This is a genomic window from Micromonospora sp. SD12, assembly GCF_052068495.1.
Taxonomy (GTDB): domain Bacteria; phylum Actinomycetota; class Actinomycetes; order Mycobacteriales; family Micromonosporaceae; genus Micromonospora; species Micromonospora echinofusca.
The window spans coordinates 198,152-223,593 of record NZ_JBQHDF010000002.1 but is presented as its reverse complement, the minus strand read 5'-3'; the positions used below and the strand labels follow the sequence as shown (position 1 = coordinate 223,593).

22 protein-coding genes are annotated in these 25,442 nt (G+C 74.1%); 12 read left to right on the top strand and 10 right to left on the bottom strand.

Annotated features, from left to right (window positions below; translation table 11 throughout):
• Positions 1-2: 2 nt before the first annotated feature.
• The 5 genes from ACTMS2_RS04815 to ACTMS2_RS04795 are packed head-to-tail and all read right to left on the bottom strand — an operon-like array spanning position 3 to position 5,260.
• The gene (locus tag ACTMS2_RS04815; RefSeq protein ID WP_441174293.1) at positions 3-1,313 is read right to left on the bottom strand and encodes a DUF58 domain-containing protein; all 1,311 of its coding nucleotides are present in this window, start codon (positions 1,311-1,313) and stop codon (positions 3-5) included.
• Positions 1,310-2,302, bottom strand: a complete 993-nt coding sequence (locus tag ACTMS2_RS04810; protein WP_363624103.1) for an AAA family ATPase — start codon at positions 2,300-2,302, stop codon at positions 1,310-1,312. The genes ACTMS2_RS04815 and ACTMS2_RS04810 overlap by 4 nt, the downstream gene beginning before the upstream one ends.
• Entirely contained in the window at positions 2,299-3,858 is a 1,560-nt protein-coding gene (locus ACTMS2_RS04805) for a DUF4350 domain-containing protein (RefSeq protein ID WP_441174292.1), read from the bottom strand. Before ACTMS2_RS04805 ends, ACTMS2_RS04810 begins: the two co-directional genes overlap by 4 nt.
• On the bottom strand, positions 3,855-4,421 hold the full coding sequence (locus ACTMS2_RS04800) for a DUF4129 domain-containing protein (RefSeq protein ID WP_441174291.1): 567 nt from the start codon (positions 4,419-4,421) through the stop codon (positions 3,855-3,857). Before ACTMS2_RS04800 ends, ACTMS2_RS04805 begins: the two co-directional genes overlap by 4 nt.
• Positions 4,418-5,260: a hypothetical protein gene (locus ACTMS2_RS04795; RefSeq protein WP_441174290.1), complete on the bottom strand. Its 843-nt coding sequence runs from the start codon at positions 5,258-5,260 to the stop codon at positions 4,418-4,420. Before ACTMS2_RS04795 ends, ACTMS2_RS04800 begins: the two co-directional genes overlap by 4 nt.
• A gap of 199 nt (positions 5,261-5,459) precedes the next feature.
• Here ACTMS2_RS04795 and mtrA point away from each other — a divergent pair, with 199 nt between their 5' ends.
• The 5 genes from mtrA to hpf all read left to right on the top strand — a co-directional run bounded on the left by mtrA (position 5,460) and on the right by hpf (position 11,331).
• Complete coding sequence (gene mtrA / locus ACTMS2_RS04790; protein WP_089001893.1) at positions 5,460-6,149, top strand: MtrAB system response regulator MtrA; 690 nt, start codon at positions 5,460-5,462, stop codon at positions 6,147-6,149.
• A 12-nt stretch (positions 6,150-6,161) separates the two neighbouring features.
• Complete coding sequence (gene mtrB / locus ACTMS2_RS04785; protein ID WP_441174289.1) at positions 6,162-7,949, top strand: MtrAB system histidine kinase MtrB; 1,788 nt, start codon at positions 6,162-6,164, stop codon at positions 7,947-7,949.
• Complete coding sequence (locus ACTMS2_RS04780) at positions 7,946-9,742, top strand: LpqB family beta-propeller domain-containing protein (RefSeq protein ID WP_441174288.1); 1,797 nt, start codon at positions 7,946-7,948, stop codon at positions 9,740-9,742. Before mtrB ends, ACTMS2_RS04780 begins: the two co-directional genes overlap by 4 nt.
• 5 nt (positions 9,743-9,747) lie before the next feature.
• The gene (locus tag ACTMS2_RS04775) at positions 9,748-10,452 is read left to right on the top strand and encodes a ComF family protein (RefSeq protein ID WP_441174287.1); all 705 of its coding nucleotides are present in this window, start codon (positions 9,748-9,750) and stop codon (positions 10,450-10,452) included.
• A 249-nt stretch (positions 10,453-10,701) separates the two neighbouring features.
• Complete coding sequence (hpf, locus tag ACTMS2_RS04770) at positions 10,702-11,331, top strand: ribosome hibernation-promoting factor, HPF/YfiA family (protein ID WP_441174286.1); 630 nt, start codon at positions 10,702-10,704, stop codon at positions 11,329-11,331.
• A gap of 134 nt (positions 11,332-11,465) precedes the next feature.
• On the opposite strand, the gene ACTMS2_RS04765 is transcribed toward hpf, so the two are convergent.
• Positions 11,466-12,575 carry a GNAT family N-acetyltransferase gene (locus ACTMS2_RS04765; protein ID WP_441174285.1) on the bottom strand — a complete coding sequence of 370 codons (1,110 nt, stop codon included), beginning with the start codon at positions 12,573-12,575 and terminating at the stop codon, positions 11,466-11,468.
• A complete protein-coding gene (locus tag ACTMS2_RS04760) occupies positions 12,572-13,735 on the bottom strand; it encodes a GNAT family N-acetyltransferase (RefSeq protein ID WP_441174284.1) in 1,164 nt (387 codons plus the stop codon). Before ACTMS2_RS04760 ends, ACTMS2_RS04765 begins: the two co-directional genes overlap by 4 nt.
• A gap of 160 nt (positions 13,736-13,895) precedes the next feature.
• Here ACTMS2_RS04760 and secA point away from each other — a divergent pair, with 160 nt between their 5' ends.
• Entirely contained in the window at positions 13,896-16,817 is a 2,922-nt protein-coding gene (gene secA, locus ACTMS2_RS04755; protein WP_441174283.1) for a preprotein translocase subunit SecA, read from the top strand.
• Positions 16,818-16,930: 113 nt separating this feature from the next.
• Here secA and ACTMS2_RS04750 read toward each other — a convergent pair whose 3' ends face one another.
• A complete protein-coding gene (locus ACTMS2_RS04750) occupies positions 16,931-17,527 on the bottom strand; it encodes an Rv3235 family protein (RefSeq protein ID WP_441174282.1) in 597 nt (198 codons plus the stop codon).
• 104 nt (positions 17,528-17,631) lie between these two features.
• A complete protein-coding gene (locus ACTMS2_RS04745) occupies positions 17,632-17,859 on the bottom strand; it encodes a helix-turn-helix domain-containing protein (RefSeq protein WP_089001884.1) in 228 nt (75 codons plus the stop codon).
• A 214-nt stretch (positions 17,860-18,073) separates the two neighbouring features.
• Between ACTMS2_RS04745 and ACTMS2_RS04740 the strand changes: the two genes are divergently transcribed.
• The gene (locus tag ACTMS2_RS04740; RefSeq protein WP_441174281.1) at positions 18,074-18,583 is read left to right on the top strand and encodes a DUF6912 family protein; all 510 of its coding nucleotides are present in this window, start codon (positions 18,074-18,076) and stop codon (positions 18,581-18,583) included.
• Positions 18,584-18,644: 61 nt separating this feature from the next.
• Here the strand turns inward: ACTMS2_RS04740 and ACTMS2_RS04735 are convergent, their stop codons facing one another.
• Positions 18,645-19,757: a hypothetical protein gene (locus ACTMS2_RS04735; RefSeq protein ID WP_441174280.1), complete on the bottom strand. Its 1,113-nt coding sequence runs from the start codon at positions 19,755-19,757 to the stop codon at positions 18,645-18,647.
• A gap of 356 nt (positions 19,758-20,113) precedes the next feature.
• Between ACTMS2_RS04735 and pruA the strand changes: the two genes are divergently transcribed.
• The 5 genes from pruA (at position 20,114) to ftsE (ending at position 25,438) form a co-directional block, all read left to right on the top strand.
• Positions 20,114-21,742, top strand: coding sequence for an L-glutamate gamma-semialdehyde dehydrogenase (pruA, locus tag ACTMS2_RS04730; protein ID WP_441174279.1), 1,629 nt, complete (start codon positions 20,114-20,116; stop codon positions 21,740-21,742).
• A 108-nt stretch (positions 21,743-21,850) separates the two neighbouring features.
• Entirely contained in the window at positions 21,851-22,654 is an 804-nt protein-coding gene (locus ACTMS2_RS04725; protein ID WP_441174278.1) for a tryptophan 2,3-dioxygenase, read from the top strand.
• A gap of 152 nt (positions 22,655-22,806) precedes the next feature.
• Positions 22,807-23,322 carry a PadR family transcriptional regulator gene (locus ACTMS2_RS04720; RefSeq protein WP_089001880.1) on the top strand — a complete coding sequence of 172 codons (516 nt, stop codon included), beginning with the start codon at positions 22,807-22,809 and terminating at the stop codon, positions 23,320-23,322.
• Between the two features lie 195 nt (positions 23,323-23,517).
• Positions 23,518-24,639 carry a peptide chain release factor 2 gene (prfB, locus tag ACTMS2_RS04715; RefSeq protein WP_089001879.1) on the top strand — a complete coding sequence of 374 codons (1,122 nt, stop codon included), beginning with the start codon at positions 23,518-23,520 and terminating at the stop codon, positions 24,637-24,639.
• A gap of 118 nt (positions 24,640-24,757) precedes the next feature.
• Complete coding sequence (gene ftsE, locus ACTMS2_RS04710) at positions 24,758-25,438, top strand: cell division ATP-binding protein FtsE (RefSeq protein ID WP_089001878.1); 681 nt, start codon at positions 24,758-24,760, stop codon at positions 25,436-25,438.
• The last annotated feature ends 4 nt before the right edge of the window (positions 25,439-25,442 follow it).

Genomic DNA, 25,442 nt, shown 5'->3' with positions numbered 1-25,442 from the left:
CCTCAGAGCTGACCGAGGGCCTTGAGGCGCAGGTAGGTGTCGGCCAGCGTGGAGGCCAGGCGGCCCGCCGGGGCGTCCACGACCGTCACGCCGTGGCGACCCAGGGCGGTGCGGACGCGGTCGCGTTCGGCCAGGGCCCGCCAGGCCGCCGCGGCGGCGTAGGCGTCCGCCGGGCGCTGCGGGACGGCGGTGGTGAGGGCGGTCAGCACCGGATCGTGCGTCGCCGCGACCACCACCCGGTGCCGGCCGGCGAGCCGGGGGAGCACCGGCAGCAGCCCCTCGCCGAGGGCGCCCGCCTCCAGCGCCGTGAAGAGCACCACCAGGCTGCGCTGGCGCTGCCGGCGCAGCAGCTCGCCGGCGATCAGGTCGAAGTCCGTCTCCGCCAGCGTCGGCTGGAGCGGGGCGAGGGCGTGCACCACGCGCGGCAGTAGGGCCGGCCCGCCCGTGCCGGTGACCGTGGCCCGTACGGCCGTGTCGGCCGCGAGCACGTCAACCCGGTCGCCGGCGCGGGCGGCGAGGGCGGTGAGCAGCAGGGCGGCGTCGATGGCGGTGTCCAGCCGGGGCTCGTCGCCGACCCGCACCGCCGAGGTCCGCCCGGTGTCCAGCACGCACAGCAGCCGGCGGTCCCGCTCCGGCCGCCACGTACGCACCAGCACGTCGGCCCGGCGCGCGCTCGCCCGCCAGTCGATCGAGCGCACGTCGTCGCCGACCACGTACTCGCGGAGGGTGTCGAACTCGGTGCCCTGGCCCCGCCCGCGGCTCACCTGGGTGCCGTCGATGACCCGCAGCCGGGACAGCTTCTCCGGCAGGTGCCGGCGGGAGTCGAAGCGCGGCAGCACGCGCAGCGTCCACGGCGGCGTGGCCGGCCGGCCGGAGCGCTGCCGGAATCCCAGCCCCAGCGGCCCGAACGAGCGCACCGTCAGCGCCACCGCCGGCCGGTCGCCCCGCCGCAGCGGGGTCAGCCGGCTGGGCAGCGCCACGGTCACGCCGGGATCGACGCGTACGAGCCGCGACGGGGGCACGTCGGGGCGGGCGCCGGCGGAGGGCACCCAGGCGTCGCGGACCTTGGCCCGCAGCGTACGGCCGGAGGGGTTGTGCAGCAGCAGCGCGACGGTGGCGGTGCCGCCGAGCCGGACCGCGCGGTCCCCCTGCCGGGCGGCCGTGAGCGCACCCGGCGGCGCGGCCAGCGCCCGGTCGAGCAGCACCAGCAGCAGCACCGCCCCGGTCATCACCAGCAGCCCGACGAACGGCGCCGGCCAGGCCGGCAGGGTCAGCGCGCCGACCGCCAGCAGGAGCGCCGCCCGCCAGGTCATCGCGGCGTCGGCACGGTGGCGAGCACCGTGTCCAGCACCGCGTCCACGCCGACGCCCTCCAACTCCACCTCGGGGCGCAGCCGCAGCCGGTGCCGCAGCGTCGGCCGGGCGACCGCCTTCACGTCGTCCGGTACGACGTGGTCGCGGCCGGCCAGCCAGGCCCACGCCTTGGCGGTGTTGAGCAGCGCCGTCGCGCCCCGGGGCGAGGCGCCCAGCTCCAGCGCCGGGGTGTTGCGGGTGGCCCGGCAGAGGTCGACGATGTAGCCGAAGAGCGGCTCGGCCACGTGCACCCGGCCGACCGCCGCCCGGGCAGCCGCCAGGTCGGCCGCGTCGGCCACCGGCCGTACGCCGGCAGCGGCCAGGTCGCGGGGGTCGAAGCCGGCGTGGTGCGCGCGGAGCACGCCCAACTCCTCGTCCCGGTTGGGCAGCGGCACGGTGAGCTTGAGCAGGAAGCGGTCGAGCTGCGCCTCCGGCAGCGGGTAGGTGCCCTCGTACTCGATCGGGTTCTGGGTGGCGGCGACGATGAACGGGTCGGGCAGCGGCCGCCGATCGCCCTCCACCGAGACCTGCCGCTCCTCCATCACCTCCAGCAGCGCCGACTGGGTCTTCGGCGGCGTCCGGTTGATCTCGTCGGCGAGCAGGAGGTTGGTGAAGACCGGCCCCTCGCGGAAGGTGAAGGCGGCGGTGTGCGGGTCGAAGATCAGCGAGCCGGTGACGTCGCCCGGCATCAGGTCCGGGGTGAACTGCACCCGCTTGGAGCCCAGGTCGAGGGCGGTGGCCACGGTGCGGATCAGCAGCGTCTTGGCCACGCCCGGTACGCCCTCCAGCAGCACGTGCCCGCGGCAGAGCAGGGCGATCACCAGGCCGGTGACGACCGCGTCCTGCCCGACGACCGCCTTGGCGACCTCGGTACGCAGCCGGTGCAGGGCGGCGCGCGGGTCGACGGGCTCGATGGTCGACGGCTCGGCGGTGCCGGCGGGTCGGGTCACCGGGGGTCTCCTTCGGCTCGGTGCGGATGCGGTGCGGCAGGCGGTGGCGGCCCCTCGGCGGGCGGCGCGGCGGCCGGGGCCGGTCCGTCGGTGGCCGGAGGTGGTCCCTCGTGGAACGGCACCGCGGCCGGGTGCGGGGCCCCGGCGGGCGGGGGCGGTCCGTCGGCGGTGTGCGGGGCGACGGCGCGGGTGAGCCGGTCCAGCGCGCGGGCCAGGTCCAGCAGGTCCCCGTCGGTCTCGGGCTCGGCGCCGTGCAGCACCTCGTCGGTCCACCGCGGGTCGTCGCCGGTACGGGCGGCCACCGCGGCGGCCACGTCGGCCGGCGGCGCGGTCGGCGGCAGGTGCAACCGGGGCGTCAGGCGGTCGAGGGCGGCGGCCCGCAGCGTCCGGGCGGCCGCGTCCCGGGCACCGGCCTTCTCGTAGAGGCGGGCGCGGCCGAGCACCGTCTCGGCCGAGCGGACCGTGACCGGCAGCGGCTCGGGGGCCGGCGGGCCGAGCCGCCGGGCCCGCCAGAGCGCGGCCAACAGGGCGGCCACGGCGAGTTGGGCCAGCAACGCCCACAGCCAGCGGGGGAAGGCGGACCACAGCGGGTCCGGCGGGTCGGGCCGGTCGGCCCGCGAATCGCCCTCGCCGTCGTCGTTCCTGTCGCCGGCGGTATTCCCGCCGGGACCGCCGGGATCCCCGTCGCCGGTGCCGGTGCCGTCGCCGTCTCCGCTGCCCGGTCGGCCGTCCCCGGTGGAGCCGCCCGGCGTGGGCGACCAGGCCGGGCGGCCGGTGCTGCCGTTGCCGAAGACCGGCGGGGGTTCGGGGCCGTCCAGGTCGAGCCACACCACCCGACCCGGCCCGCCGAGCAGCGCGGTGGCGAACGCCCGGTTGTCCCACTCGTCGATCCGGTCGTTGCGGAACGGGTCGCTGGCGCCCACCACGACCGTTGCGTCGGGGACCCGGGGCAGCAGGGCGAGCCCGTCGGCGAAGCAGAACCGGACGGGCGCCGAGGCGCCCGGGGTGGCCGCGTAGCGTTGCAGCCCGACCGCCGCCCGCCCCAGCTGGCGCAGCTCGGGCAACGGGCAGGGCAGGCCCCGCGCGTCCGGCCCCACCGCCTGCGCGGCCCACCGGCGGCCGGCCGGCTCCACGGGCAGCCCGACCGCCTCCAGCACCCGGCGCGGCGGATCCACCAGCACCAGCCTGGTGGTCGAGGGCAGCGAGTCCAACGCGCCGACCGTGTCGGGGTGCAGCAGGGTCGGCGCGGGCACGAAAAGCGTGGTCGCACCGCTGCGGGCGGCCAGCAGCGCCGGCAGCGTCTCCGTCTCCCGCTGCACGGTGACGCCCCGCTCGCGCAGCGCGTCGGCGAGCCGGCTGCCGCCGTCGTCCCCGGTCGCGACGGGGGAGAGGAACCCCCGGTCGTCGGGGTCGGGCTGGTCGACCGCGTGGGTGACCAGGGTCGTGGTCAGCAGCAGCGCGGCCAGGCCCAGCGGGATCAGCAGCCGGTGCCGGCGGCGTTGGGGAGCGGCGGCGGTCCGTGGGGCCGGCGGGGCGGCGGTGGCGGGTGCGCTCATGCTCGGGGCCCGTCCTCGGGGTGCCCGGTCAGCACCCGGTCCAGCTCGGCGGCGTGCTCCCGCATCCGGTGGTCGTGCTCGACGGAGGCGGGGCGCTGGCCGTACCAGACCTCGGAGAAGACCGCCCCGGCGGCGCCGAGCGGCGGGCCCACCTGCGGCCGGCTGTCCGTCGCGGCGCGTACCAGCTCGACGACGGTCATGCCGGGCTGCGGCTGCACCACGCGGCGGGCGGCCAGCTCCCGGACCATCGCCCGCAGCCGCTCCCGGACGGCCTCGGCGTACCGGCCCTCGGCGGCGAGCCGGTCCGCGAGGGAGACGTACGCGGCGGCCGCCAGCTCCGGCTCGCGGGGCGCGGGGACGACCGGCTGCCCGGCGGCCTCCGGCGGCGCGGGCCTGCAGCGCCGGCGCAGCCGGGGCAGCCGCCGGGGGATCCAGGCCGGGAACGTGTACCAGCCGACCGCGACCAGCACCGTGGCGAGCACCAGCAGCAGCGCGACCAGGGGCAGCGGCACCCGGTCGCCGAGCGCCGCCGTGGTCTCGGTCCACCACCGGCTGAAGCTCATCGCCCGGCCGCCAGCAGGACAGCCTCGGGCGTGCCCGCCCTGGCCCGGGAGAGCCGGATGTCCAGTCCCTCGGTACGCATCCGGGTCTCCAGGTGCAGCACCGCGTCGAGGCAGGCCAGGGCCGGGTAGGCGACGGCGTTCACGCCCGCCCAGACGGCCAGCGACAGCCAGCCGGCCCAGGCCCGGTCGACGAGGTCGAACGAGTCCAGCCCGAGGTAGACGCCGATGCCGAGGCCCAGGCGCACGATCCACCACACCAGGTAGCCGAGCAGCCGGATCCAGCCGGCCCGGCCGGCGCCCCGGACGGCCAGGGCGGCGGAGCGCAACGGGGCGCGCAGCGGGTGCACCCGGTCCACGACCAGCGCCGGCGCCACGGCGCCGAGCAGGGCGAAACCGACGATCCAGACCGGCCCGAACAGCGCGAACCCACACATCACCACGCCGACCAGGACGGCCAGCAGCAGGGTGGCGCCCCAGCGCGCGCTGGCCGGGCGGAGCAGCTCCCGGGCCCCGACCGTACGGCCGAGCAGCGCGGCCCCGGCGGCGCGGGCGGCCGGGTTGCCCAGCAGCAGGACGACCACCGCCTCGGTCGCCGCGCCCACCGCCAGCAGCAGCCAGTACGCCCCGAACCGCCCGGACTCCAGGAACCACACGGGCGGCGCCGTGCCAGCGAAGAGGCGCAGCGGGTACAGCAGGAGCTGCTCGGCCACGGCCAGCGCGAGGGCGACCGGCACCAGCACCCGGGCCTGGGCGCGCAGCAGCAGGACCGCGGAGTCCAGCAGCTCGCCGACCGTGAGGGGGCGGCGCGGAAGCACGGCGGTCGGGCCGGCGTCGGGCACGCGTACTCCTGGGGAGGGACGGCGGTGGCGCGTGACGGCGCACGCGGGGATCATGGTGACACGCCCGTTCCGATCGGGTGGACCCGCACGTCGGGGCGGCGACGCCGGGCACCTGTTGCTGGGCGGCGACGTCCCACGGCAGTACCGTGCCGGGTGACGGGGATCCCACCTAACTGAAGGGGATGGAAACATTAACCCCATGAGAGCCCGGGTACTGGTGGTCGACGACGACCCCGCGCTCGCCGAGATGCTCGGCATCGTCCTGCGCAGCGAGGGCTTCCTGCCCTCGTTCGTCGCCGACGGCGAGCGGGCGCTGGCGGCGTTCCGCGAGAACCGCCCCGACATCGTCCTGCTCGACCTCATGCTCCCCGGCATGAGCGGCATCGACGTGGCGCGGTCGATCCGGGCCGAGTCGGGCGTGCCGATCGTCATGCTGACCGCCAAGAGCGACACGGTCGACGTGGTCCTCGGCCTGGAGTCCGGGGCCGACGACTACGTGGTCAAGCCGTTCAAGCCCAAGGAGCTGGTCGCCCGGATGCGGGCGCGGCTGCGCCGCGGCGAGGACGTCGCCCCGGAGATGTTGACCATCGGGCCGCCCGGCAACCAGATCACCATCGACGTCCCGGCGCACACCGTCAGCCGCAACGGCGAGGAGGTGAAGCTGACGCCGCTGGAGTTCGACCTGCTGGTCGCGCTCGCCCGCAAGCCGCGCCAGGTCTTCACCCGCGAGGTGCTGCTGGAGCAGGTCTGGGGCTACCGGCACGCGGCGGACACGCGGCTGGTCAACGTGCACGTGCAGCGGCTGCGGGCCAAGATCGAGCCGGATCCGGAGCGGCCGGAAATCATCCTCACCGTGCGGGGCGTGGGCTACAAGGCGGGCACCGGATAGCCTGGTCACACTGTGGCCACCTCCCCCATCCCGGACCCCCCGACGGCAGTCCCGCGCCGGCGCGTCGCCGCGCGGGAGCTGTGGCGTGGCGTGCACGGCCGGGCCGCGCGCCTGCTCGCCGGCCTGCACCAGGCCTGGCGGCGGTCGCTCCAACTGCGGGTGGTGACCATCACACTGGTCGCGTCCAGTCTGCTGGTGGGCGGTTTCGCCTACCTGATCGCCGACAAGATCACCGGCATCCTGGTGGAGAACGTCGAGACGGACGTGCGGGTGCGGCTGGGCAGCGGCGCGGACTACGCGGCGAAGCAGTTCGGCCTCTACAACCAGCCGCAGGAGACGCAGCTCCAGGAGACCATCGAGGGCACGGTCAACTACCTGGCCGGCGGCGACCCGCAGCAGACCACCGGCGTGATCGTGGCGCTCGCCGCCGACAACCACACCGACGCCATCCAGCCGCGCTCCTCGCCCGCCGTCAACGTCCGTCCGCTGATCAGCCCGGAGCTGCGCGAGACGGTCGCCGGGGGCAAGGTCGCCAGCCAGATCCGCACGGGGCGCCTCGGCGAGGAGCGCACGAAGTACCTGGTCTACGGCTCCCCGGTGCCCACCCGGTTCGGTCAGGTGGAGCTCTACTACCTCGTACCGCTGGCCCGGCAGGACGCCACGGCCGCCGAGGTCCGGGACACCGTGGCCGCCACCGGAGCGGCCCTGGTGCTCCTGCTCGGCCTGCTCGCCGGCCTGGTCACCCGGCTGGTGGTGACCCCGGTACGGGTCGCCGCCCGGACGGCCCAGCGGCTCTCCGCCGGCCTGCTCGACCAGCGCATGGTGGTCAACGGCGAGGACGACCTCGCCCTGCTCGCGGCGTCGTTCAACCAGATGGCCACCAACCTGCAACGGCAGATCCTGCGGCTGGAGGAGATGTCCCGGCTGCAACGCCGCTTCACCTCCGACGTCTCGCACGAGCTGCGCACCCCGCTGACCACGGTCCGGATGGCCGCCGACCTGATCTTCGCGGAGCGCGACGAGTTCGACCCGGCGGTGGCGCGCAGCGCCGAGCTGCTCCAGGCCGAGCTGGACAGGTTCGAGGAGCTGCTGACCGACCTGCTGGAGATCAGCCGCTTCGACGCCGGCTTCGCCATGCTCGACTCCGAGCCGACCGACCTGGTGCCGGTCGTGCACCGGGTGGCCGACCGGCTGGCCGGCCTCGCGGAGCGCGTCGGCGTGGCCATCGAGCTGGACGTCCCCGGCACCCCGGTGATCGCCGAGGTCGATCCCCGGCGGGTGGAGCGGGTGCTGCGCAACCTGGTCGGCAACGCCGTCGAGCACGGCGAGGCCAAGCCGGTGCTGATCACGCTCGGAATGGACGACACGGCGGTGGCGATCACCGTCCGCGACCACGGGGTGGGGCTCAAGCCGGGCGAGGAGAAGCTGGTGTTCAACCGCTTCTGGCGGGCCGATCCGTCCCGGGCCCGGCAGACCGGCGGCACCGGGCTGGGCCTGTCGATCAGCCTGGAGGACGCCCGGCTGCACGGCGGCTGGCTGGAGGCCTGGGGTGCGCCCGGACAGGGTGCCCAGTTCCGGCTCACCCTGCCGTCGCGGGCCGGCGACCGGTTGACCACCTCGCCGTTGCGCCTGGTGCCGGCCGACGCCGCGCTGCCCTTCGGCGGGCCCCGGTCGGGCGGGCTGCTGGCCATCGGCCCCGGCACTCAGGGCGCCCTCGCGATCGGTCCGGGCACCGACGGCGCGCTGACCGTCGGTCCGGGGCGGCCGGGCAACGGTGGGCACGCGGAGGTGGGGTCGTGAGGCGTCGGCTGCTCGCCGGACTGCTCGGCGGCGCGCTGCTGCTGGGCGGCGTGGCCGGCTGCGGCATTCCGGAGAACACCGAGGTCCGGGTGGACGGGCCGGGACCGGCGGCGGAGGGCGGTTCGACCAGCGGCAGCCGGGGCGAGCCCCCGAGCCGGAGCGCGGCCGGCACCGACGCCGAGCAGTTCGTCCAGAACTTCCTCTCCGCCGCGGCCGGCGAACCGGACGGGGCGTACCAGCGGGTCCGGCAGTTCATCGTGCCGGCGGACCGCGACCGCCTCCAGACCAAGCAGGGCAGCGAGGTCACGCTGGCCGTCGTCCGGCTCACCGAGGAGCCGGTGCCCGTCTACGCCCCGGACCGGACCGAGGTCACCCTCAAGGTGCAGCAGGTCGGGCAGCTGCGCACGGACGGCACGTTGGCCCCGCCGGAGACGAGCACCACGACCTACACCTTCGAGCTGCGCAGCCAGGCCGGGCCGGACGGCCTGACGGACGGCGGGCTGTACGTGGCGAACCCGCCGACCGCGTTGCTGCTCAGCGTCGAGGCGCTGGAGACGTACTACCAGAGCCGGACGATCTACTTCTGGAACAACGACCGCACCCGGCTCGTCCCCGACCAGCGTTACCTGCCGCTCGCCGTGCCGGACGAGCGGCGGGTCAGCGAGGTGGTCAAGTGGCTGACCGCCGGGCCCTCGGCCTGGCTCGGCACGGCCGTGCGCCGGCTGCCGGACGGCACCCGCCTGATCAACAACGCCACCCGGACGGACGGCCGCTGGGAGGTCGACCTGGAGATGCCGGAGGACAAGGCCCGGCTGGAGCAGCTCGGCACGCAGCTCGCCTGGTCGCTGTCGGACCTCGACGGGCCGCTCGACATCAAGATCCGCAACCAGTCGCAGGAGTTCATCCCCGACCTGGAACGGCGCCGCCTGGACCGCCCGGTGCACCAGCTCCCGGAGAGCTTCCAGCGGTTCTGCGTCTACGAGGGCGCCGTCCACCCGCTGGCCTACCCGGGAGAGCCGACCGGCCCGGTGCCCGTGGACCCCAAGGCGAACCGGAACGTCGTCTCCGCCGGGCTCAGCCGCGCCGACAACCAGATCCTGGCGGCGCTGGTGGTCTCCGACGCCAACCGCCAGTGGCTCTCCGTCGGCACCGGCACCGACCCGGTGGCCACCTTCACCCGCAGCGCCAAGGGGTACGCCGCCATGGGCCAGCCGGTCTGGCTGCGCTCCACGTACCGGGGGCAGCCGGCCGGGCTCGTGGTCGCCGACGGGAGCCTCTACCGCTTCGACGCCCAGGCGCAGCTCACCGCCGTGCCGCTGGGCGTACCCGGTCCGGTGACCGCCGTGGCGGCCTCGCTGGACGGGCACCGGATCGCCGTCATCGCCGGGGGCACGCTCTACGTCGCCGCCCTCAGCCCCGACGGCGCGGGGGCGACCCCCGGCCCGGCCCGTCGGCTGCACACCCGGCTGACCAGCCTGTCGGCCGTCGACTGGTACGGCGAGAACACCCTGGTCCTCGCGGGCGCGGTCGGCCGCCCAGCGGTCTACGAGGTCAGCGTGGACGGCGCCCGGGAGAGCCGGTTGGAGGACAAGATCGGCGCCCGGGTGACGCACCTCGCCGCGTACCCGGCGAACGCGGTGGGTCGCCTCGGCGCCGCGATGTACGAGGCGAACGGGGTCGCGTACCGCAGCAGCCCGTTCGAGCGGATCCAGCCGCAGCAGGTGCAGGAGGTCACGCCGCCGTCGGCCGGGGCGCGCGCCGGCAACCCGACCGCCCCCTTCTTCCTCTACTGATCTCCGTGCGGGATCTCGGCGGGCTCTGGGCGGACCTCACCGACCTGGTGCTGCCCGTGGAGTGCGCCGGCTGCCGGGAACGCCGACCGGGGCTGCGGCACGGCGTCTGCCCGGAGTGCGTGGCGGCGCTCGGCGCGTTGCGCCCCAGGGCCGTACGCCCCACTCCCGCCCCGCCCGACCTGCCGCCCTGCGTCGCCCTCGGCCCGTACGCCGGCCCGCTGCGGGAGGCGCTGCTGGCGTACAAGGACCACGGGCGACACGGGCTGGCCCGGCCGCTGGGGGCGCTGCTCGCCGAGGTCGTGGCGGCGGCGGTGGGTGAGGCCCGCCCGGTGACGCTGGTGCCGGTGCCGGACACCGCGGCGGCGGCCCGCGCCCGCTACGGCGACCACCTCGGCCGGCTGACCCGGCACTGCGCGGACCGGCTGCGCCGGGCGGGCTGGCCGGTGCGGGTGCGCCGTCCCCTGCGGGCCCTGCCCCGACCCGACTCGGTGACGCTGGACAGCGCCGGCCGCGCGGCGGCGGCCGAGTCGGCCTTCCGGGTCCGCCCGCGGGTGCCGTCCGTGCCCGACGGGGCGGCGGTGGTGGTGCTCGACGACATCCTCACCACCGGCGCCACCCTCGCCGCCGTGGGGCGGGCGCTGACGGCGAGCGGGCTGTCACCCACGGTCGCCGCGGTGCTCGCCGCGACCGAGAAACGGCACCGGCCGTAGCGCTGCGTGTTTCCGTTTCACCCGTTGGTGTATGAGCCGTGAAAAATTGTGGGCCGTCCCGGCGACTGGGGGTGACTGTCGGGCGAATTGGAGTTAGCGTTTTCGTGTCGGGGGTAGGAGGTCTTTCCACCCGCTCCCGGCGGTGAAAGGAGGCGTAGCCGCACTGACCGGTCGACGCCGAGTGGGACCTCCCCCGGGGGCGCACGACCGGATGTTGGAACGAACGACCGTCCGAACTAGGGAGGTCACATGGACATCGTGGTCAAGGGCCGTAACGTCGAAGTGCCGGATCACTACCGGGTGCACGTGGCGGAGAAACTCGCGAAGATCGAACGTTACGATCACAAACTTATTCGTGTCGATGTAGAGCTTTTCCACGAGCGCAATCCGCGCCAGGCGGACCACTGCCAGCGCGTCGAAATCACCTGCGTTTCCCGTGGCCCGGTGATCCGGGCGGAGGCCTGCACGAACGACTTCTACAGCGCGCTCGACGCGGCCATCGCCAAGCTGGACACCCGGTTGCGCCGGGCGGCCGACCGCCGCCGCGTCCACCGCGGACGGCACGCGCCGCTCTCCGTCGCCGCCGCCACCGCCGGCCTGCCGGTCGCCGGTCTCGACGGGCCGCTGGGTGCGTCCCCCGACGGCTCCGCCACGGCCACCGCCGTGGCCGAACGGGTCGAGGAGGAGCACGACCAGCCCTGGCACATCGCGCGGGAGAAGGTGCACCCCGCCGAGCCGATGACCGTCGACGAAGCCCTGTTCCAGATGGAACTCGTCGGCCACGACTTCTACCTGTTCCAGGACAAGGAGTCCGGCCGCCCGAGCGTCGTCTACCGACGGCACGCCTACGACTACGGAATCATCTCCCTGGACGCCTGAGCCGCCCGCGCCGTGGTGGTGGCCCACGCCGCCACCACGGCCCCGGGCCGGCCTCCGGGCGGCCCGCCCGCCCGCCGCGTCGGCGCTCGACTGCGCGGCGTCGACGCCCGGCGTACCTCCCGGACTGCCGCCGGTCAGCGCAGATCGTCGGGGAGCAGCCCGAAGACCAGGTCGTCGAGGCGGGTGCCGGACGGTCCCGGCAGGCGCCCGCGCAGCAGGCCCTCCCGGCGGAATCCCACCCGCTCCAGCACCCCGTGCGAGGGGGTGTTGTCGGGCACGGTGCCGGCCACCAGCCGGGCGAGCCCCGCCGGGCCGAACGCCCAGCCGGCCAGGAGCCGCACCGCCCGGGTGGCCAGCCCGCGTCCCCGCCGCTCGGGCAGGAGCGCGTAGCCGACCGAACCCTCACCGGCCGCCGGGTCGGAGATGCTGAGCCCACAGCTGCCCGCCGGCTCGCCGGTGACCGCGTCGAGGATCAGCAGCCGGGCGATGGCCCCGGTGAGCCACGCGCTCTCGGCAGTCAGGCAGCGCCGCTCGATGGCCGCCCGGGTCGGCGGCACCGGCGGGGCCTGGTTCGCCACCACCTCCGGCCGTGAGTGCAGCCGGTACATCAGGTCGACGTCGTCCGGGCCGAGCCGGCGCAGGGTCACCACGCCGTCGGTCAGCCGGCCCTCGGGCAGGTCGGGCAGCGCCCGGGGGGCCGGGCCGGGCGGGTCGTCGGCGAGCCGTACCCACACCAGCAGGTCCGTCCGGCCGCCGCCGCGCAGCTGGCCGGCCGCCCGGCGTACGCCCTCGTGGCGGAAGCCGGCGGCGAGCGCCACCCGCTGGCTGGCCGGATTCTCGGCGTGGGTCAGCAGCTCCAGCCGGTCGACGCCGTGGCGCAGCGCGGCGTCGGCCAGGGCCCGGGTCGCGGCGGTGGCGACCCCGCGCCGCCGCGCCCACGGCGCGACCCAGTAGCCCACCTCCGCCTGCCGGCGCGGCGTCACGACCTGGCCGATGCCCGCGCCGCCGACCAGGCGGTCGGTGGCCGGATCGGCGATGGCGTACGCGGCCCCGCCGCTGGCCCAGGCGGCCGGGGCGCCCTCGGTGATCCACCACCGGGCGTCGGCCTCGGTGTACGGCTGCGGCATGCCGGGGTTGAACCGCAGGTTGACCGGGTCGCCGCAGCCGGCGGCGAGGTCGGCGGCGTCGGCGGGGCGGAACTGCCGCAGCCGCACCCCGTCGGCCTCGATCGTCTCCGGCGTCATGCCAGGTCCCCGGCCAGCAGCGCGCCGACCCAGACGTCCACCCGCTGGTCGCGGTGGGTGAGCCCGCCCCGGGCGATGCCCTCGACCGTGAAGCCGGCCTTCTCGGCGACCCGGCGGGACGCGGTGTTGCCGACGTTGGCCCGCCACTCGATGCGGGCCAGGCCCAGCGTGGCGAAGCCCCAGGCGCTGAGCGCGGTCAGCGCGGCCGACAGGTGGCCGCGGCCCCGGGCCCGGGGGTCGGCTATGAAGCCCACGTCGGCCAGCAGCGGGTCGGCGGCGGAGAGCCGCAGGTCGATCGTGCCCACGTACCGGTCGTCGACGTCGGCGACCACGAAGCAGGCGCTGCTGCCGCCGGCCCAGGTGCTGCGCGTGTAGGCCAGGTACGACTCGGCGTCCGCCCGCTCGTAGGGATCGGGCAGGCTGGTCCAGCGGATGGTCTCCGGGTCCCGGCAGGTGTCGACGATCGCGTCCAGGTCGCGCTCCTCCATGGGACGCAGCCGCATCTCGGTGCCGCCGGCGGTGGCGAAGAGGACGGGCGGGGGTGCGCCGAATACGGCGGCGCGGCGGGCCTCCAGGGTGCCCGGGCCGACGGGACCGGTCTCGCCGGGTGCGGGCACCTCGCCGGGGAGCAGTGAGCCGATCCAGCCCGCGGGGCTGCCGTCGGGGGCGGGGTCGGCGAGGCGCAGCCGGCCCTCGACGCGGAAGCCCGCCCGGAGCGCGACCAGGCGGGAGGCGTGGTTGCCCACCTCGGCCTGCCAGATCAGCCGGCGCAGCTTCAGCGCGTCGAACGCCCAGCGGGCGACGGCGCGGCTGGCCCGGACGGCCACGCCCGCACCCCGGGCCCAGGGCGCGGTCCAGTAGCCGATCTCGCCGGAGCGCAGGCCGGTGTCGATCGAGACGAGCCCGCAGGAGGCGAGCAACTCGCCGGTGGCGGCGTCGCAGACCGCGAACGGCGTCCCGGTGCCCGTCGCCCAGTCCGCCGTGGCTACCTCGGTCACGAACCTGTGTGCGTGTTCGGGCAGGTACGGGCGAGGTACGGTGGTCCAGCGCTGGATGTCCGGGTCCTGGCACGCCCGGTGCACAGCGTCGGCGTCGGTCGCCCGCCAGGGGCGCAGCAGCAGGCCGTCCTCGGTGATCTCCACAGGTTCCACCCGAGCCATCGTGCCGGACCGTTCGCGGACGGCGTAACCGGATTTCGGCGGCGCGGCGCGTGCCGGGCGTGTTATGTCGGTTTCGCCGACTCGGAGGGCCGCCACCAGTGACCATCGCGCCGATGGAGCGCCTACGATGGTTCGAGACTGTCTAGGGGAGCGTTGATCCGTGTCGATTCTGGAAAAGGTCCTCCGCGCGGGCGAGGGCCGTATGGTGCGCCGGCTGAAGGCCATCGCCGCCGCCGTCAACTCGATCGAGGACGACTACGTCAACCTCACCGACGACGAGTTGCGCGGCATGACCGACCAGTTCAAGGAGCGGCTCGCCGACGGCGAGACCCTCGACGACCTGCTGCCGGAGGCGTTCGCGGTCTGCCGCGAGGCGGCCGCCCGGGTGCTCGGCCAGCGGCCCTACGACGTCCAGGTCATGGGCGGCGCGGCGCTGCACTTCGGCAACATCGCCGAGATGAAGACCGGTGAGGGCAAGACCCTGACCTCGGTCATGCCGGTCTACCTCAACGCGCTCTCCGGCGAGGGCGTGCACGTCATCACGGTCAACGACTACCTGGCCCAGCGTGACGCCGCCTGGATGGGGCGGGTGCACGAGTTCCTCGGCCTCACCGTCGGCGTGGTGCTGCCCAACCGGCCGGCCACCGAGCACCGGGCCGCCTACGAGTGCGACATCACGTACGGCACCAACAACGAGTTCGGCTTCGACTACCTGCGCGACAACATGGCGTGGTCGAAGGAGGAGCTGGTCCAGCGCGGCCACAACTTCGCGGTGGTCGACGAGGTCGACTCGATCCTGATCGACGAGGCCCGCACCCCGCTGATCATCTCCGGCCCGGCCGAGCACTCCGCCCGCTGGTACTCGGAGTTCGCGGGCGTCGTGGCCCGGCTCCAGCCCGGCAAGGACGGCGAGGGCGACTACGAGGTCGACCACTCCAAGCGCACCATCGCGGTCACCGAGCGCGGCGTGGCCAAGGTCGAGGACCGGCTGGGCATCGACAACCTCTACGAGTCGGTCAACACCCCGCTGGTGGGCTACCTCAACAACGCCATCAAGGCCAAGGAGCTCTACAAGCGCGACAAGGACTACATCGTCAGCGACGGCGAGGTCCTGATCGTCGACGAGTTCACCGGGCGCATCCTGCACGGCCGCCGCTACAACGAGGGCATGCACCAGGCGATCGAGGCCAAGGAGGGGGTGGAGATCAAGCAGGAGAACCAGACCCTGGCCACCATCACCCTCCAGAACTACTTCCGCCTCTACGAGAAGCTCTCCGGCATGACCGGTACCGCCCAGACCGAGGCGGGCGAGTTCAACAAGGTCTACAAGGTCGGCGTGGTGACGATCCCGACCCACCGGCCGATGGTCCGGCAGGACCGGCCGGACGTGATCTACAAGACCGAGAAGGCCAAGTTCAACGCCGTGGTGGAGGACATCGCCGAGCGGCACGCGATGGGTCAGCCGGTGCTCGTGGGCACGGTCTCGGTCGAGAATTCCGAGATCATCTCCCAGCTCCTGCGCCGGCGCGGCATCCCGCACTCCGTGCTGAACGCCAAGTTCCACGCCCGTGAGGCCGAGATCGTCGCCCAGGCCGGCCGCAAGGGCGCCGTCACCGTCGCCACCAACATGGCCGGTCGTGGCACCGACATCCTGCTCGGCGGCAACGCCGAGTTCCTCGCCGCCAACGAGCTGCGCCAGCGTGGCCTCGACCCGATGGAGCACGAGGAGGAGTACGCCAAGGCGATGGAGGAGGTCCTGCCCCAGTGGAAGCAGGCCTGCGACGCCGAGGCGGAGGAGGTCGCCGCCGCCGGTGGCCTCTACGTGCTGGGCACCGAGCGGCACGAGTCCCGCCGCATCGACAACCAGCTGCGCGGTCGGTCGGGCCGGCAGGGTGACCCGGGCGAGTCCCGCTTCTACCTCTCCCTCCAGGACGAGCTGATGAAGCGCTTCCGCTCCGGCGCCGTCGAGGCGGTCATGGAGCGCTTCAACATCCCGGAGGACGTGCCCATCGAGTCGAAGATGGTCACCAAGCAGATCAAGAGCGCGCAGGCCCAGATCGAGGGCCAGAACGCCGAGATCCGCAAGAACGTCCTCAAGTACGACGAGGTCATGAACAAGCAGCGCCAGGTGATCTACGCCGAGCGGCTGCGGGTGCTCAACGGCGAGGACCTCTCCGACCAGGTCCGCAACATGATCGACGACGTCGTCGAGGCGTACGTGCGGGGGGCCACCGCCGACGGCTACGGCGAGGACTGGGACCTGGAGCAGCTCTGGGCCAGCCTCAAGCAGCTCTACCCGGTGGGCGTGACGATCGACGAGCTGGAGGAGGAGGCCGGCGGCTCGCGGGCCGGCATCGACGCCGATTTCCTGCTCTCCCGGCTCAAGGACGACGCGCACGCCGCGTACGACCGGCGCGAGGAGCAGCTCGGCGAGGAGGGCACCCGCCAGCTGGAGCGGATGGTCCTGCTCCAGGTCATCGACCGCAAGTGGCGCGAGCACCTCTACGAGATGGACTACCTCCAGGAGGGCATCAGCCTGCGGGCGTACGCCCAGCGCGACCCGGTGGTGGAATACCAGCGCGAGGGCTTCGACATGTTCGCCACCATGATGGACGGCATCAAGGAGGAGACGGTCGGCTTCCTCTACAACCTCGAGGTGCAGGTCAACGAGCCGGAGCCGGAGGCCGAGGAGGTCCAGCTGCTCGACAAGCCGGTCGAGATCCGGGCCAAGGGCCTGGGCCGGGCGCCGCAGCAGCAGGGCCTGCAATACTCCGCGCCGACCATCGACGGCGAGGCCGGTGCCGGCGCGGTGGCCGTCGAGCGTGCCGAGCAGCAGGCGCCGGCGCTGGGCGTCGGTGGCCCGGCCCCGGCGGCCCCGGCCGCGCCGGGGACGACCGCCCCGGCGGCGCCGCAGCGCCCGGCGTCCGGCCAGCGCGGCCCGGGCGTCCCGGCGGCCAGCAGCCGGCGGGTGGCGCCGGGGCAGGCGGAGGCCGGCAACGGCCCGTCCCGCAACGCGCCGTGCCCGTGCGGGTCCGGCCGGAAGTACAAGCGCTGCCACGGCTCCCCCAACGGCGGCGCGTGACAAGCAGTTGAGCGGGCCCGCGCCCGCCGGAGCAGTCGAGCCGTGGTCCTCGTGGACCACGGCTCGCTTCCGTCTCGGCGAACGTCCGGGCGCCGTGGCCGGAGCCCGGACGCTCAGAGCACCTGTAGGGCCGTGCAGAGCCACCTGCCCCGGCGGTGCTCCAGGCGCAGCGCCATCGCCCAGGTGCGCCCGCCCGCGCCGGCGAGGACCGCGGCGACCTCGACGGCGGCGGCGCGCGGCTCGCAGACCCGCAGCCGACGCAGGCGTACGGCCGGCCGGGTCGACCGGCGGCGGACCGGACCGGAGCGGGCGGTGGCGCGGGCCAGCTCGGGCAGCAGCCCGGCGGCCCGGGACGGATCGAGCAGCGGCCTGAGCTGCCCGGGCGGGCGGTAGCCGTTGATCACCTCAAGGCAGGTGCCGACGAAGCGGTGCGCGGCCCGGGTCGCCTCGGGGGTGGCGGTCACGAGCGCGTCGAGCGGCAGCGGGGCGGCGCTGCGCCGGCCGGGGCCGGTCGGCGCGGGTCGCTGCCGGCGGCCGAGCGGTCGGTCGGCCTCGCGTCGGGCCGGCTCGAACAGGTCGAGCACGAGCTGGGCGTGGCCCGGGGCCGGCCAGTGGGCGGCGTCGTCGTCGGTGAACGGCGGCTCGAACGAGGGGGCGGGGCGCAGCCGGACGGGAGGCCGCGCCGGCCCGGGACGGCGGGGGTCGGTCATCCGGGAACCTCCCATGATTCCTGCGTTTGCTTCCGTTTGCCTTCGACAGGCTCCATCTTCGGGCATGGCAGAGCCCTCGGTCAATGCCCTGCGGATCGGCCCGGTTACTCCGGGTCGCGCTCGGTCAGCGGATTGCTGCGCACCCACTCGGCCGTCTCGGCGTACTTGCGCTCGATGTACTCCTCCAGCCGGGCACGCTCCACGCGCCACTGGCCGCGTCCGCCGATCTTGATCGCGGGCAGCTCGCCGCTGCGCACCATGTGATAGACCTGCGAGTCCGACACGTTCAGCTCGGTGGCCACGTCGGAGAGCAGCAGGAACCTCGGCTCCACGAGAACCCCCGGGGTTGGCGTCGTTTGGTTCAGTTTGCCACCGACCACCGACGTGGCCCAGCCGACGGGTCGCGACCTGCGGCGACGCCTTCGCGGGACACACCGGCGGGGCGCTTCCGCCCGCACAGGTCGCGGTGTATGACGGTCACGGGATAGGGCATGATCGGCCGGGACCGGCGGAGGCCGGCACGGAACCTGAGCGGGGAGACGACCGGTGACCGAGCAGCTTGTCCGGGTGTACGTGCCGGCGACCGTTCCGATGCTGACCCTCCTGCGCGGCCCCGGGCTGCCGGTGGCCGCCGCGCACGCGGTGACCCCCACGCTGCGCGAGTGGTACGCCGAGGGCGACGAGGAGGAGCTGGAGTACGTCGCCTTCACGCGGGCCGCCCAGGACGCGTTGCAACTGCTGCGGGCCGACCCGGACGCGCCCCGCCGCCGGGTGGTCGTCTCGGTGGACCTGCCCGCCTCGGCGGTGGCCCGGGGCGACGGAGAGCTGGGCTCCAGCGCGGTCGAGCTGGGCGACCCCGTGCCGGTCGGCGCCGTCGCGGCCGTCCACGTGGACGGCGCCGACGCGGTCGAGGACGTCACCGCCGCGACGGAGGCGGTCACCGAGGCCCTGGCTGGCGACGCGGACGCGCAGTTCACGGTCGACGGTGCCGAGGACCACGAGCTGGAGTGGTACGACGTCACCGAGCTGGACCTGCTGCTGCGCGCCACCTCCTGACCGACCGCCGCCCGCACCGACGGGGCGCCGACCGCGCCGGCGGGCGTGGCTGGTGCCCGGGTCAGCGGGTGAACGCGGTCTCGGCCGGCTCGTCGTCGTCGGCGTGGGCCGGCCCCAGGGTGCGGCCGAAGGCGATCATCGCGGTCAGGGCGCCGACGAAGAGCACCCAGATGGCGTTGTCGATCCGGGAGGTACCCAGCGAGGTCTGGGCCACCGCGTCCGCCTCGCTCAGCGCACCGGCCAGGTCGAGCAGGGACCGCCCGCCGACCCGGATGATCACCTCGGCCACGAGCAGGAGCAGGCCCGGGCCGGCCCCGGCCAGCAGATAGGCGGGCCAGCGGGGCGCGGGCGCCGCCGCATCGAGCCGGGCGGCCCGACGGCGGGCCAGGGTCAGGTATCCGAAGGCCAGCAGCCCGGCCACCAGGCCGGCGAGCAGGGACTCGGTGCGCGAGACCCACTTGGCCGCGCTCAACAGCGACTCCTGGCCGTCGCCGCTGCCGAACAGGTCGAAGAGCGGGTCGCGGGCCCGGCTGAAGGCCACCACGAAGATCAGCGTGCCGAGGGCGGCGGCCACCACGGCCCCGACCACGGGCCCGCTGCGGGCGCCGGCGACGGCTCCGCCGATGGTCGCGGCGGCGGCGGTGGTGGCGGCGATCACGTTGGTGGTCGCGTTGTCGGCGTACGTCAGGTTGATCGCGAACGCGGCGGCGAGCCCGACGAGCAGGCCGGTGCCGATCGCCGCCAGGAAGCGCAGGGTGACCCGGTCGCTGCCCCGGCGGGCGAGCAGGTCCACGCCGAAGAGGGCGAAGCCGGCGCCCGCGACCAGCGCGGCCGAGATCACCCCCGGCAGGGCGAACGCGGAGAGGCTGATGGCGGTGAGCCCGGCTGCCGCCGAGCTGATCACCTCGCGGGTCGACCAGAGCATCGCGGCGAGCCACCCGAGGGCCAGCAGGGCGAGCACCGGCGCCCCGGGCGCGAACGCCGCAGCGGTACCGCCCCGCGCGTCGGCGGAGGGCCCGGCCCCGGTCGCGTCGGTCGTGTCCACCGGTCCGGCGCCGGTGGCGTCCTGTGCTTCGGCGGTGGAGTCCCCGACGGCGTCCGTCGTGGCGGCGTCGGCGGCCGACGCCGACCGGTCCGACTCCGCGGCTGCGGAGCTGCCGGGCTGCTTGGTCATCGTGTTCCCTCCGACGGACGCCCGGCCCCGGTGGGCCGGCAGTTCACCGGCCACCCAGCGTACGCGTCCACGAGCCCCGTTCCCCGTGCCCGCCCTCCCGCCGCCGACCCGGGCCCGGGTCGGCGGCGGGAGGGCGCCGGCCCGGCGGAGGAGCCCTCGATCGATGAAGCCTGGCGCGGGGCGGCGACGCGGCGGCGACGGCCACGGGTGGGACGGCGGTGGGGGCGGGGCGTGGAAGAATCGGGGAAGGCCCCGCTGTCGTGACCGGTGAACCCGGCGCGGCGTCGGCGCCGGTCGTCCGGCCGGTGCCCGCGGGTCCGGTTTCGCCACCGCTGCCGAGATCGCCAGGAGCCTTGATGGACGCCGTGTTCTCCGTACCCGAGCCCCGCAACGAGCCGGTGCGCAACTACGAGCCGGGCAGCACCGACCGGGAACGGCTCCAGCGGCGGCTGACCGAGCTGGCCGCCGAGCGGATCGACCTGCCGATGACCATTGCCGGCGAGCAGCGGATGGCCGCCGGCGAGTCGATCGACGTCGTGCAGCCGCACAGGCACGCGCACGTGCTCGGCGTCACCGCCCACGCCACCCACGACGACGCCCGCGCCGCCGTGAAGGCGGCCAAGGACGCCGCCCCGATGTGGCGGGCCCTGCCGTTCGAGGAGCGGGCCGCGATCTTCCTGCGGGCCGCCGAGCTGCTCGCCGGCCCGTGGCGGGACACGCTGAACGCGGCCACCATGCTCGGCCAGTCGAAGACGGCGATCCAGGCCGAGATCGACGCCGCCTGCGAGTTCATCGACTTCCTCCGGTTCAACGTGCACTTCGCCCGGGAGCTGCTCGAGGCGCAGCCGATGTCGTCGCCGGGCGTGTGGAACCGCTTCGACCACCGCCCGCTGGAGGGCTTCGTCTACGCGGTCACCCCGTTCAACTTCACCGCCATCGCCGGCAACCTGCCCTCGGCGCCGGCCCTGCTGGGCAACACCGTGGTCTGGAAGCCGGGCCCGACCCAGCAGTTCGCCGCGCACTTCACCATGCGGCTGTTCGAGGCGGCCGGCCTGCCCCCCGGCGTGATCAACATGGTCACCGGGCGCGGCGAGGAGGTCTCCGACGTGGTGCTCGCCGACGCCGACCTGGCCGGCATCCACTTCACGGGCTCCACGAAGGTTTTCCAGCACCTGTGGCGGACCGTCGGCGAGAACATCTCCCGCTATCGCGGCTACCCCCGGCTGGTCGGCGAGACCGGCGGCAAGGACTTCGTCGTCGCGCACACCAGCGCCGACGTCGACGCCCTGCACACCGCCCTGATCCGCGGCGCCTTCGAATACCAGGGCCAGAAGTGCTCGGCGGCGTCCCGGGCGTACGTCCCGCGTTCGCTGTGGGAGGGCGGGCTGCGCGACCGGCTGGCCGCCACCGCGGAGTCCCTCACCTACGGCGACGTCACCGACTTCGGCAACTTCGGCGGCGCGGTGATCGACGCCAGGGCGTTCGACCGGCACACGGCCGCGCTGGAGCTGATCGGCGGCGACGACGCCTGCCGGGTCCTCGCCGGCGGCACCGCCGACGACTCGGTGGGCTGGTTCGTCCGGCCGACGCTCTTCGAGTGCACCGACGCGGCCCACGAGACCTTCACCACCGAGTACTTCGGGCCGATCCTCGGCGTGCACGTCTTCGACGACGGCCGCTTCGACGACGTGGTCGCCCAGGCCGAGTCGATCGCGCCGTACGCCCTGACCGGGTCGATCTTCGCGACGGACCGCCGGGTGGTCGACGCGGTGGCCGAGAAGATGCGGTACGCCGCCGGCAACTTCTACATCAACGACAAGCCGACCGGCGCGGTGGTCGGGCAGCAGCCCTTCGGCGGCGCCCGCGCCAGCGGCACCAACGACAAGGCCGGCTCCTGGCACAACCTCGTCCGGTGGATGTCGCCCCGCACGATCAAGGAGACCTTCGTCGCGCCGACCGACCACACCTATCCCCACATGGGCTGAGGCGTGCCGAAGGGCCCCCTCCCGGCGTCGAGCGCACGGGAGGGGGCCCTTCCCCGCACCCCTACCGGGGAGAGGCGGGGGCAGCCGTACGGCGGTACCGTGGCCGCTGTGACCCACCCCACCCCCGCTCAGGACCCCCACTTCGGCGAGCAGGGTGGCCTGCTCACCTACACCGACTACCTCCGGCTGGCCGACCTGCTGGCCGCCCAGGTGCCGGAGTCCGACCCGGCCTCCCACGACGAGCTGCTCTTCATCACCATCCACCAGGTCTACGAGCTGTGGTTCAAGCTGCTGCTCGCGGAGCTGACCGACGCCCGGGACCGGCTGCTCGCCGGCGAGACCTACCTGCCCCGGGTGCGGCTGGAGCGCTGCCACGTGGTGGAGCGGGTCCTGATCGGTCAGGTCGACGTGATCGACACGATGACCCCGCAGGACTTCCTGGCCTTCCGCACCAAGCTCGCCCCGGCCTCGGGCTTCCAGTCCGCCCAGTTCCGGGAGATCGAGTTCCTCTCCGGCCTGAAGGACCCGGACTACCTGCGCCGTTTCCGGGGCCTGCCCGACGCCGAGCGGGAGCGCCTGGAACGGCGGCTGGCCGAGCCGAGCCTCTGGGACGGCTTCCTGGCCGTGCTCGGCAGGGCCGGCTTCGACGTCGCCGAGGAGGAGTCGCGCTTCGCCGCGTACACCACCATCGCGGGGGACCGGGAGCGGTTCGGGCCGCTGTGGGACCTCGCGGAGGCGCTGGTCGCCCACGACCAGGCGTTCTCGCTGTGGCGGGCCCGGCACGTGCTGATGGCCGAGCGGCAGATCGGCACGAAGCCCGGCACCGGGGGCTCGGCGGGTGGGGCGTACCTGCGCTCGCGCGTGGAGACCCGGTTCTACCCGGAGCTGTGGGAGCTGCGTAGCCGGCTGTGACCCCCGGGCTTCCCCCGGTGACTCCCCGGGGGACCGTCCCGCCCGCCTCCCCGGCGGACTGTCTCGCGCCGACAGTGCACATAGGAACCCGACCGGGTGGCGAAAATGCCAAATCCTGGACGCCGGGTCGGCAAAGTGGCAGCGTGAGGGGCATGGCGGATTCCGGAGTCAACCCCACGGCGGCGGCCCTGCTCGGGCTGCTCCACGAGGGCCCCATGACAGGTGGCCAGTTGATGGCCGCCGCCGAGCGCCGGCTGGCGCCGTACTGGTCGATGACGCGTAGCCAGGTCTACCGGGAGCTGCCGGTGCTGGCCGAGCGGGGCCTGGTCCGGATGGGCAAGCCCGGCCCGCGTTCCAGCCAGCCGTACGCGATCACCGCAGCGGGAAAACGGACATTCTCCCGCTGGCTGGCCGAGGAGCCGGGGCGGGACACCATCCGCAATCCGATCGCCCTGCGGATCGCCTTCGGTGAGCTGCACTCGGCCAGCCAGCTCAAGAACCTCCAGGCGGCGGCCAACGAATACCACACCGAGGCCCTGGCCAAGGTCCGGGAGCAGGTCAAGAACGCCAAGAAGGAGGGCGACGCGTACGACGCCAGCGCGCTGGAGTTCGCCGTCGCCTACCACAAGGCCGCCCTGTCCTGGCTGAAGAGCGCCCCGGTCGGCTGACCGCCCCGGCCCGACGGCATCTTTTCGGCTCGTGACTGCGGGGTCTCGTAGGTTCACTCCTCGCACGAGCGGCACCTTTTCGGCTCGTGACTGCGGAGTCTCGTAGGTTCACTCCTCGCATGAGCGGCACCTTTTTGGCTCGTGACTGCGGGGCTCGCAAGCTCACTCCTCGCACGAGCAGTACCCTTGTCTGTCGTGACCGCTGCCGATTACGCCGAACAGCTCAAGGACCTCGACGCCACCCTGCGCAACATCGAGGCGGTGCTCGACATCGACCGGCTGCGCGCGGACAAGGACCGCCTGGAGCAGGAGGCCTCCGCGCCCGACCTGTGGGACGACCAGGCGAAGGCCCAACAGGTGACCTCCCAGTTGTCGTACGTCAACGGCGAGATCAGCAAGCTCGGCAGCCTCCGTTCCGGGCTCGACGACGCCAAGGTGCTGCTGGAGCTGGCCGAGGCGGAGTCCGACCCGGGGGTGCTCACCGAGGTCGAGGCGGAGATCGCCTCGCTGGGCAAGGCCATCGAGGAGATGGAGGTCCGCACCCTGCTCTCCGGCGAGTACGACTCCCGGGAGGCGCTGGTCGCCATCCGGGCCGGCGCCGGCGGCGTGGACGCGGCGGACTTCGCCGAGATGCTGCTGCGGATGTACCTGCGCTGGGCCGAGCGGCACGGCTACCCGACGGAGGTCTACGAGACCTCCTACGCCGAGGAGGCGGGCCTGAAGTCGGCCACCTTCACGGTCAAGGTGCCCTACGCGTACGGCACGCTCAGTGTCGAGTCGGGCACCCACCGGCTCGTCCGGATCAGCCCCTTCGACAACCAGGGCCGCCGGCAGACCAGCTTCGCCGGCGTCGAGGTGCTGCCGGTGGTCGAGCAGACCGACAGCATCGAGATCCCCGAGAACGAGATGCGGGTCGACGTCTACCGCTCCTCCGGCCCGGGCGGGCAGAGCGTCAACACCACCGACTCGGCCGTGCGGCTCACGCACATCCCGACCGGCATCGTGGTCACCTGCCAGAACGAGAAGTCCCAGCTGCAGAACAAGGCCTCCGCGCTGCGGGTGCTCCAGGCCCGGCTGCTGGAGCGCAAGCGCCAGGAGGAGCAGGCCAAGCTCCAGGGCCTGAAGACCGACGCCGCCGGCTCCTGGGGCGACCAGATGCGCTCGTACGTCCTGCACCCGTACCAGATGGTGAAGGATCTGCGGACCGAGCAGGAGACGGGCAACCCGACCGCGGTCTTCGACGGCGACCTGGACAAGTTCCTGGAGGCGGGCATCCGGTGGCGCAAGCAGCAGCAGCTCGCCGGCGACGCTGCGTGATCGACCGTGGGCGGAGCGCGTCGTCGATCTCTCCGGTACGCCCGAATTGGATGACGCGACTCGCAACGGCGGGGCGTGGGGCTTGGCTCCCCGGTTACACCGCGTAGACTCACCACCCGTGATTCAGCTTGAGCAAGTGACGAAGACGTACCCGAAGGCGTCCCGGCCTTCGCTCGACAACGTGTCCGTCTCGATCGAGAAGGGCGAGTTCGTCTTCTTCATCGGTCCATCCGGCTCCGGCAAGTCCACCATCATCAAGTTGCTGCTGCACGAGGTCTCGCCCAACAAGGGGCGGGTCGTCGTCAACAGCAAGGACGTCACGTCGATGCGTTCCTGGAAGCGACCCCACTTCCGGCGTTCCATCGGCTGCGTGTTCCAGGACTTCCGGCTGCTGCCGAACCGCACCGCGTACGAGAACGTGGCGTTCGCCCTCGAGGTGATCGGCAAGACCAAGGCGGTCGCCCGCCGGGTCGTGCCCGAGGTTCTGGAGCTGGTCGGGCTCGGTGGCAAGGAGCACCGCTACCCGCACGAGCTCTCCGGTGGTGAGCAGCAGCGGGTCGCCGTCGCCCGGGCGTTCGTGAACCGTCCGCTGATCCTGCTCGCGGACGAGCCGACCGGAAACCTGGACCCGGACACCTCGATCGAGATCATGCGCCTGCTGGACCGGATCAACCGCACCGGCACGACCGTCGTGATGGTCACGCACGACTCCAACATCGTGAACCAGATGCGCCGCCGGGTCATCGAGATCGAGAGCGGCCGCATCGTGCGCGACCAGGCCCGCGGCGTCTACGGCTGAGCCG

Bases quoted from the DNA above. Each gene is read 5' to 3' on its own strand.
- ACTMS2_RS04815 (WP_441174293.1), bottom strand. From the start codon at position 1,313: ATGACCTGGCGGGCGGCGCTCCTGCTGGCGGTCGGCGCGCTGACCCTG.
- ACTMS2_RS04805 (WP_441174292.1), bottom strand. From the start codon at position 3,858: ATGAGCGCACCCGCCACCGCCGCCCCGCCGGCCCCACGGACCGCCGCC.
- ACTMS2_RS04800 (WP_441174291.1), bottom strand. From the start codon at position 4,421: ATGAGCTTCAGCCGGTGGTGGACCGAGACCACGGCGGCGCTCGGCGAC.
- mtrA (WP_089001893.1), top strand. From the start codon at position 5,460: ATGAGAGCCCGGGTACTGGTGGTCGACGACGACCCCGCGCTCGCCGAG.
- hpf (WP_441174286.1), top strand. From the start codon at position 10,702: ATGGACATCGTGGTCAAGGGCCGTAACGTCGAAGTGCCGGATCACTAC.
- ACTMS2_RS04765 (WP_441174285.1), bottom strand. From the start codon at position 12,575: ATGACGCCGGAGACGATCGAGGCCGACGGGGTGCGGCTGCGGCAGTTC.
- ACTMS2_RS04760 (WP_441174284.1), bottom strand. From the start codon at position 13,735: ATGGCTCGGGTGGAACCTGTGGAGATCACCGAGGACGGCCTGCTGCTG.
- ACTMS2_RS04750 (WP_441174282.1), bottom strand. From the start codon at position 17,527: ATGACCGACCCCCGCCGTCCCGGGCCGGCGCGGCCTCCCGTCCGGCTG.
- ACTMS2_RS04735 (WP_441174280.1), bottom strand. From the start codon at position 19,757: ATGACCAAGCAGCCCGGCAGCTCCGCAGCCGCGGAGTCGGACCGGTCG.
- pruA (WP_441174279.1), top strand. From the start codon at position 20,114: ATGGACGCCGTGTTCTCCGTACCCGAGCCCCGCAACGAGCCGGTGCGC.
- ACTMS2_RS04720 (WP_089001880.1), top strand. From the start codon at position 22,807: ATGGCGGATTCCGGAGTCAACCCCACGGCGGCGGCCCTGCTCGGGCTG.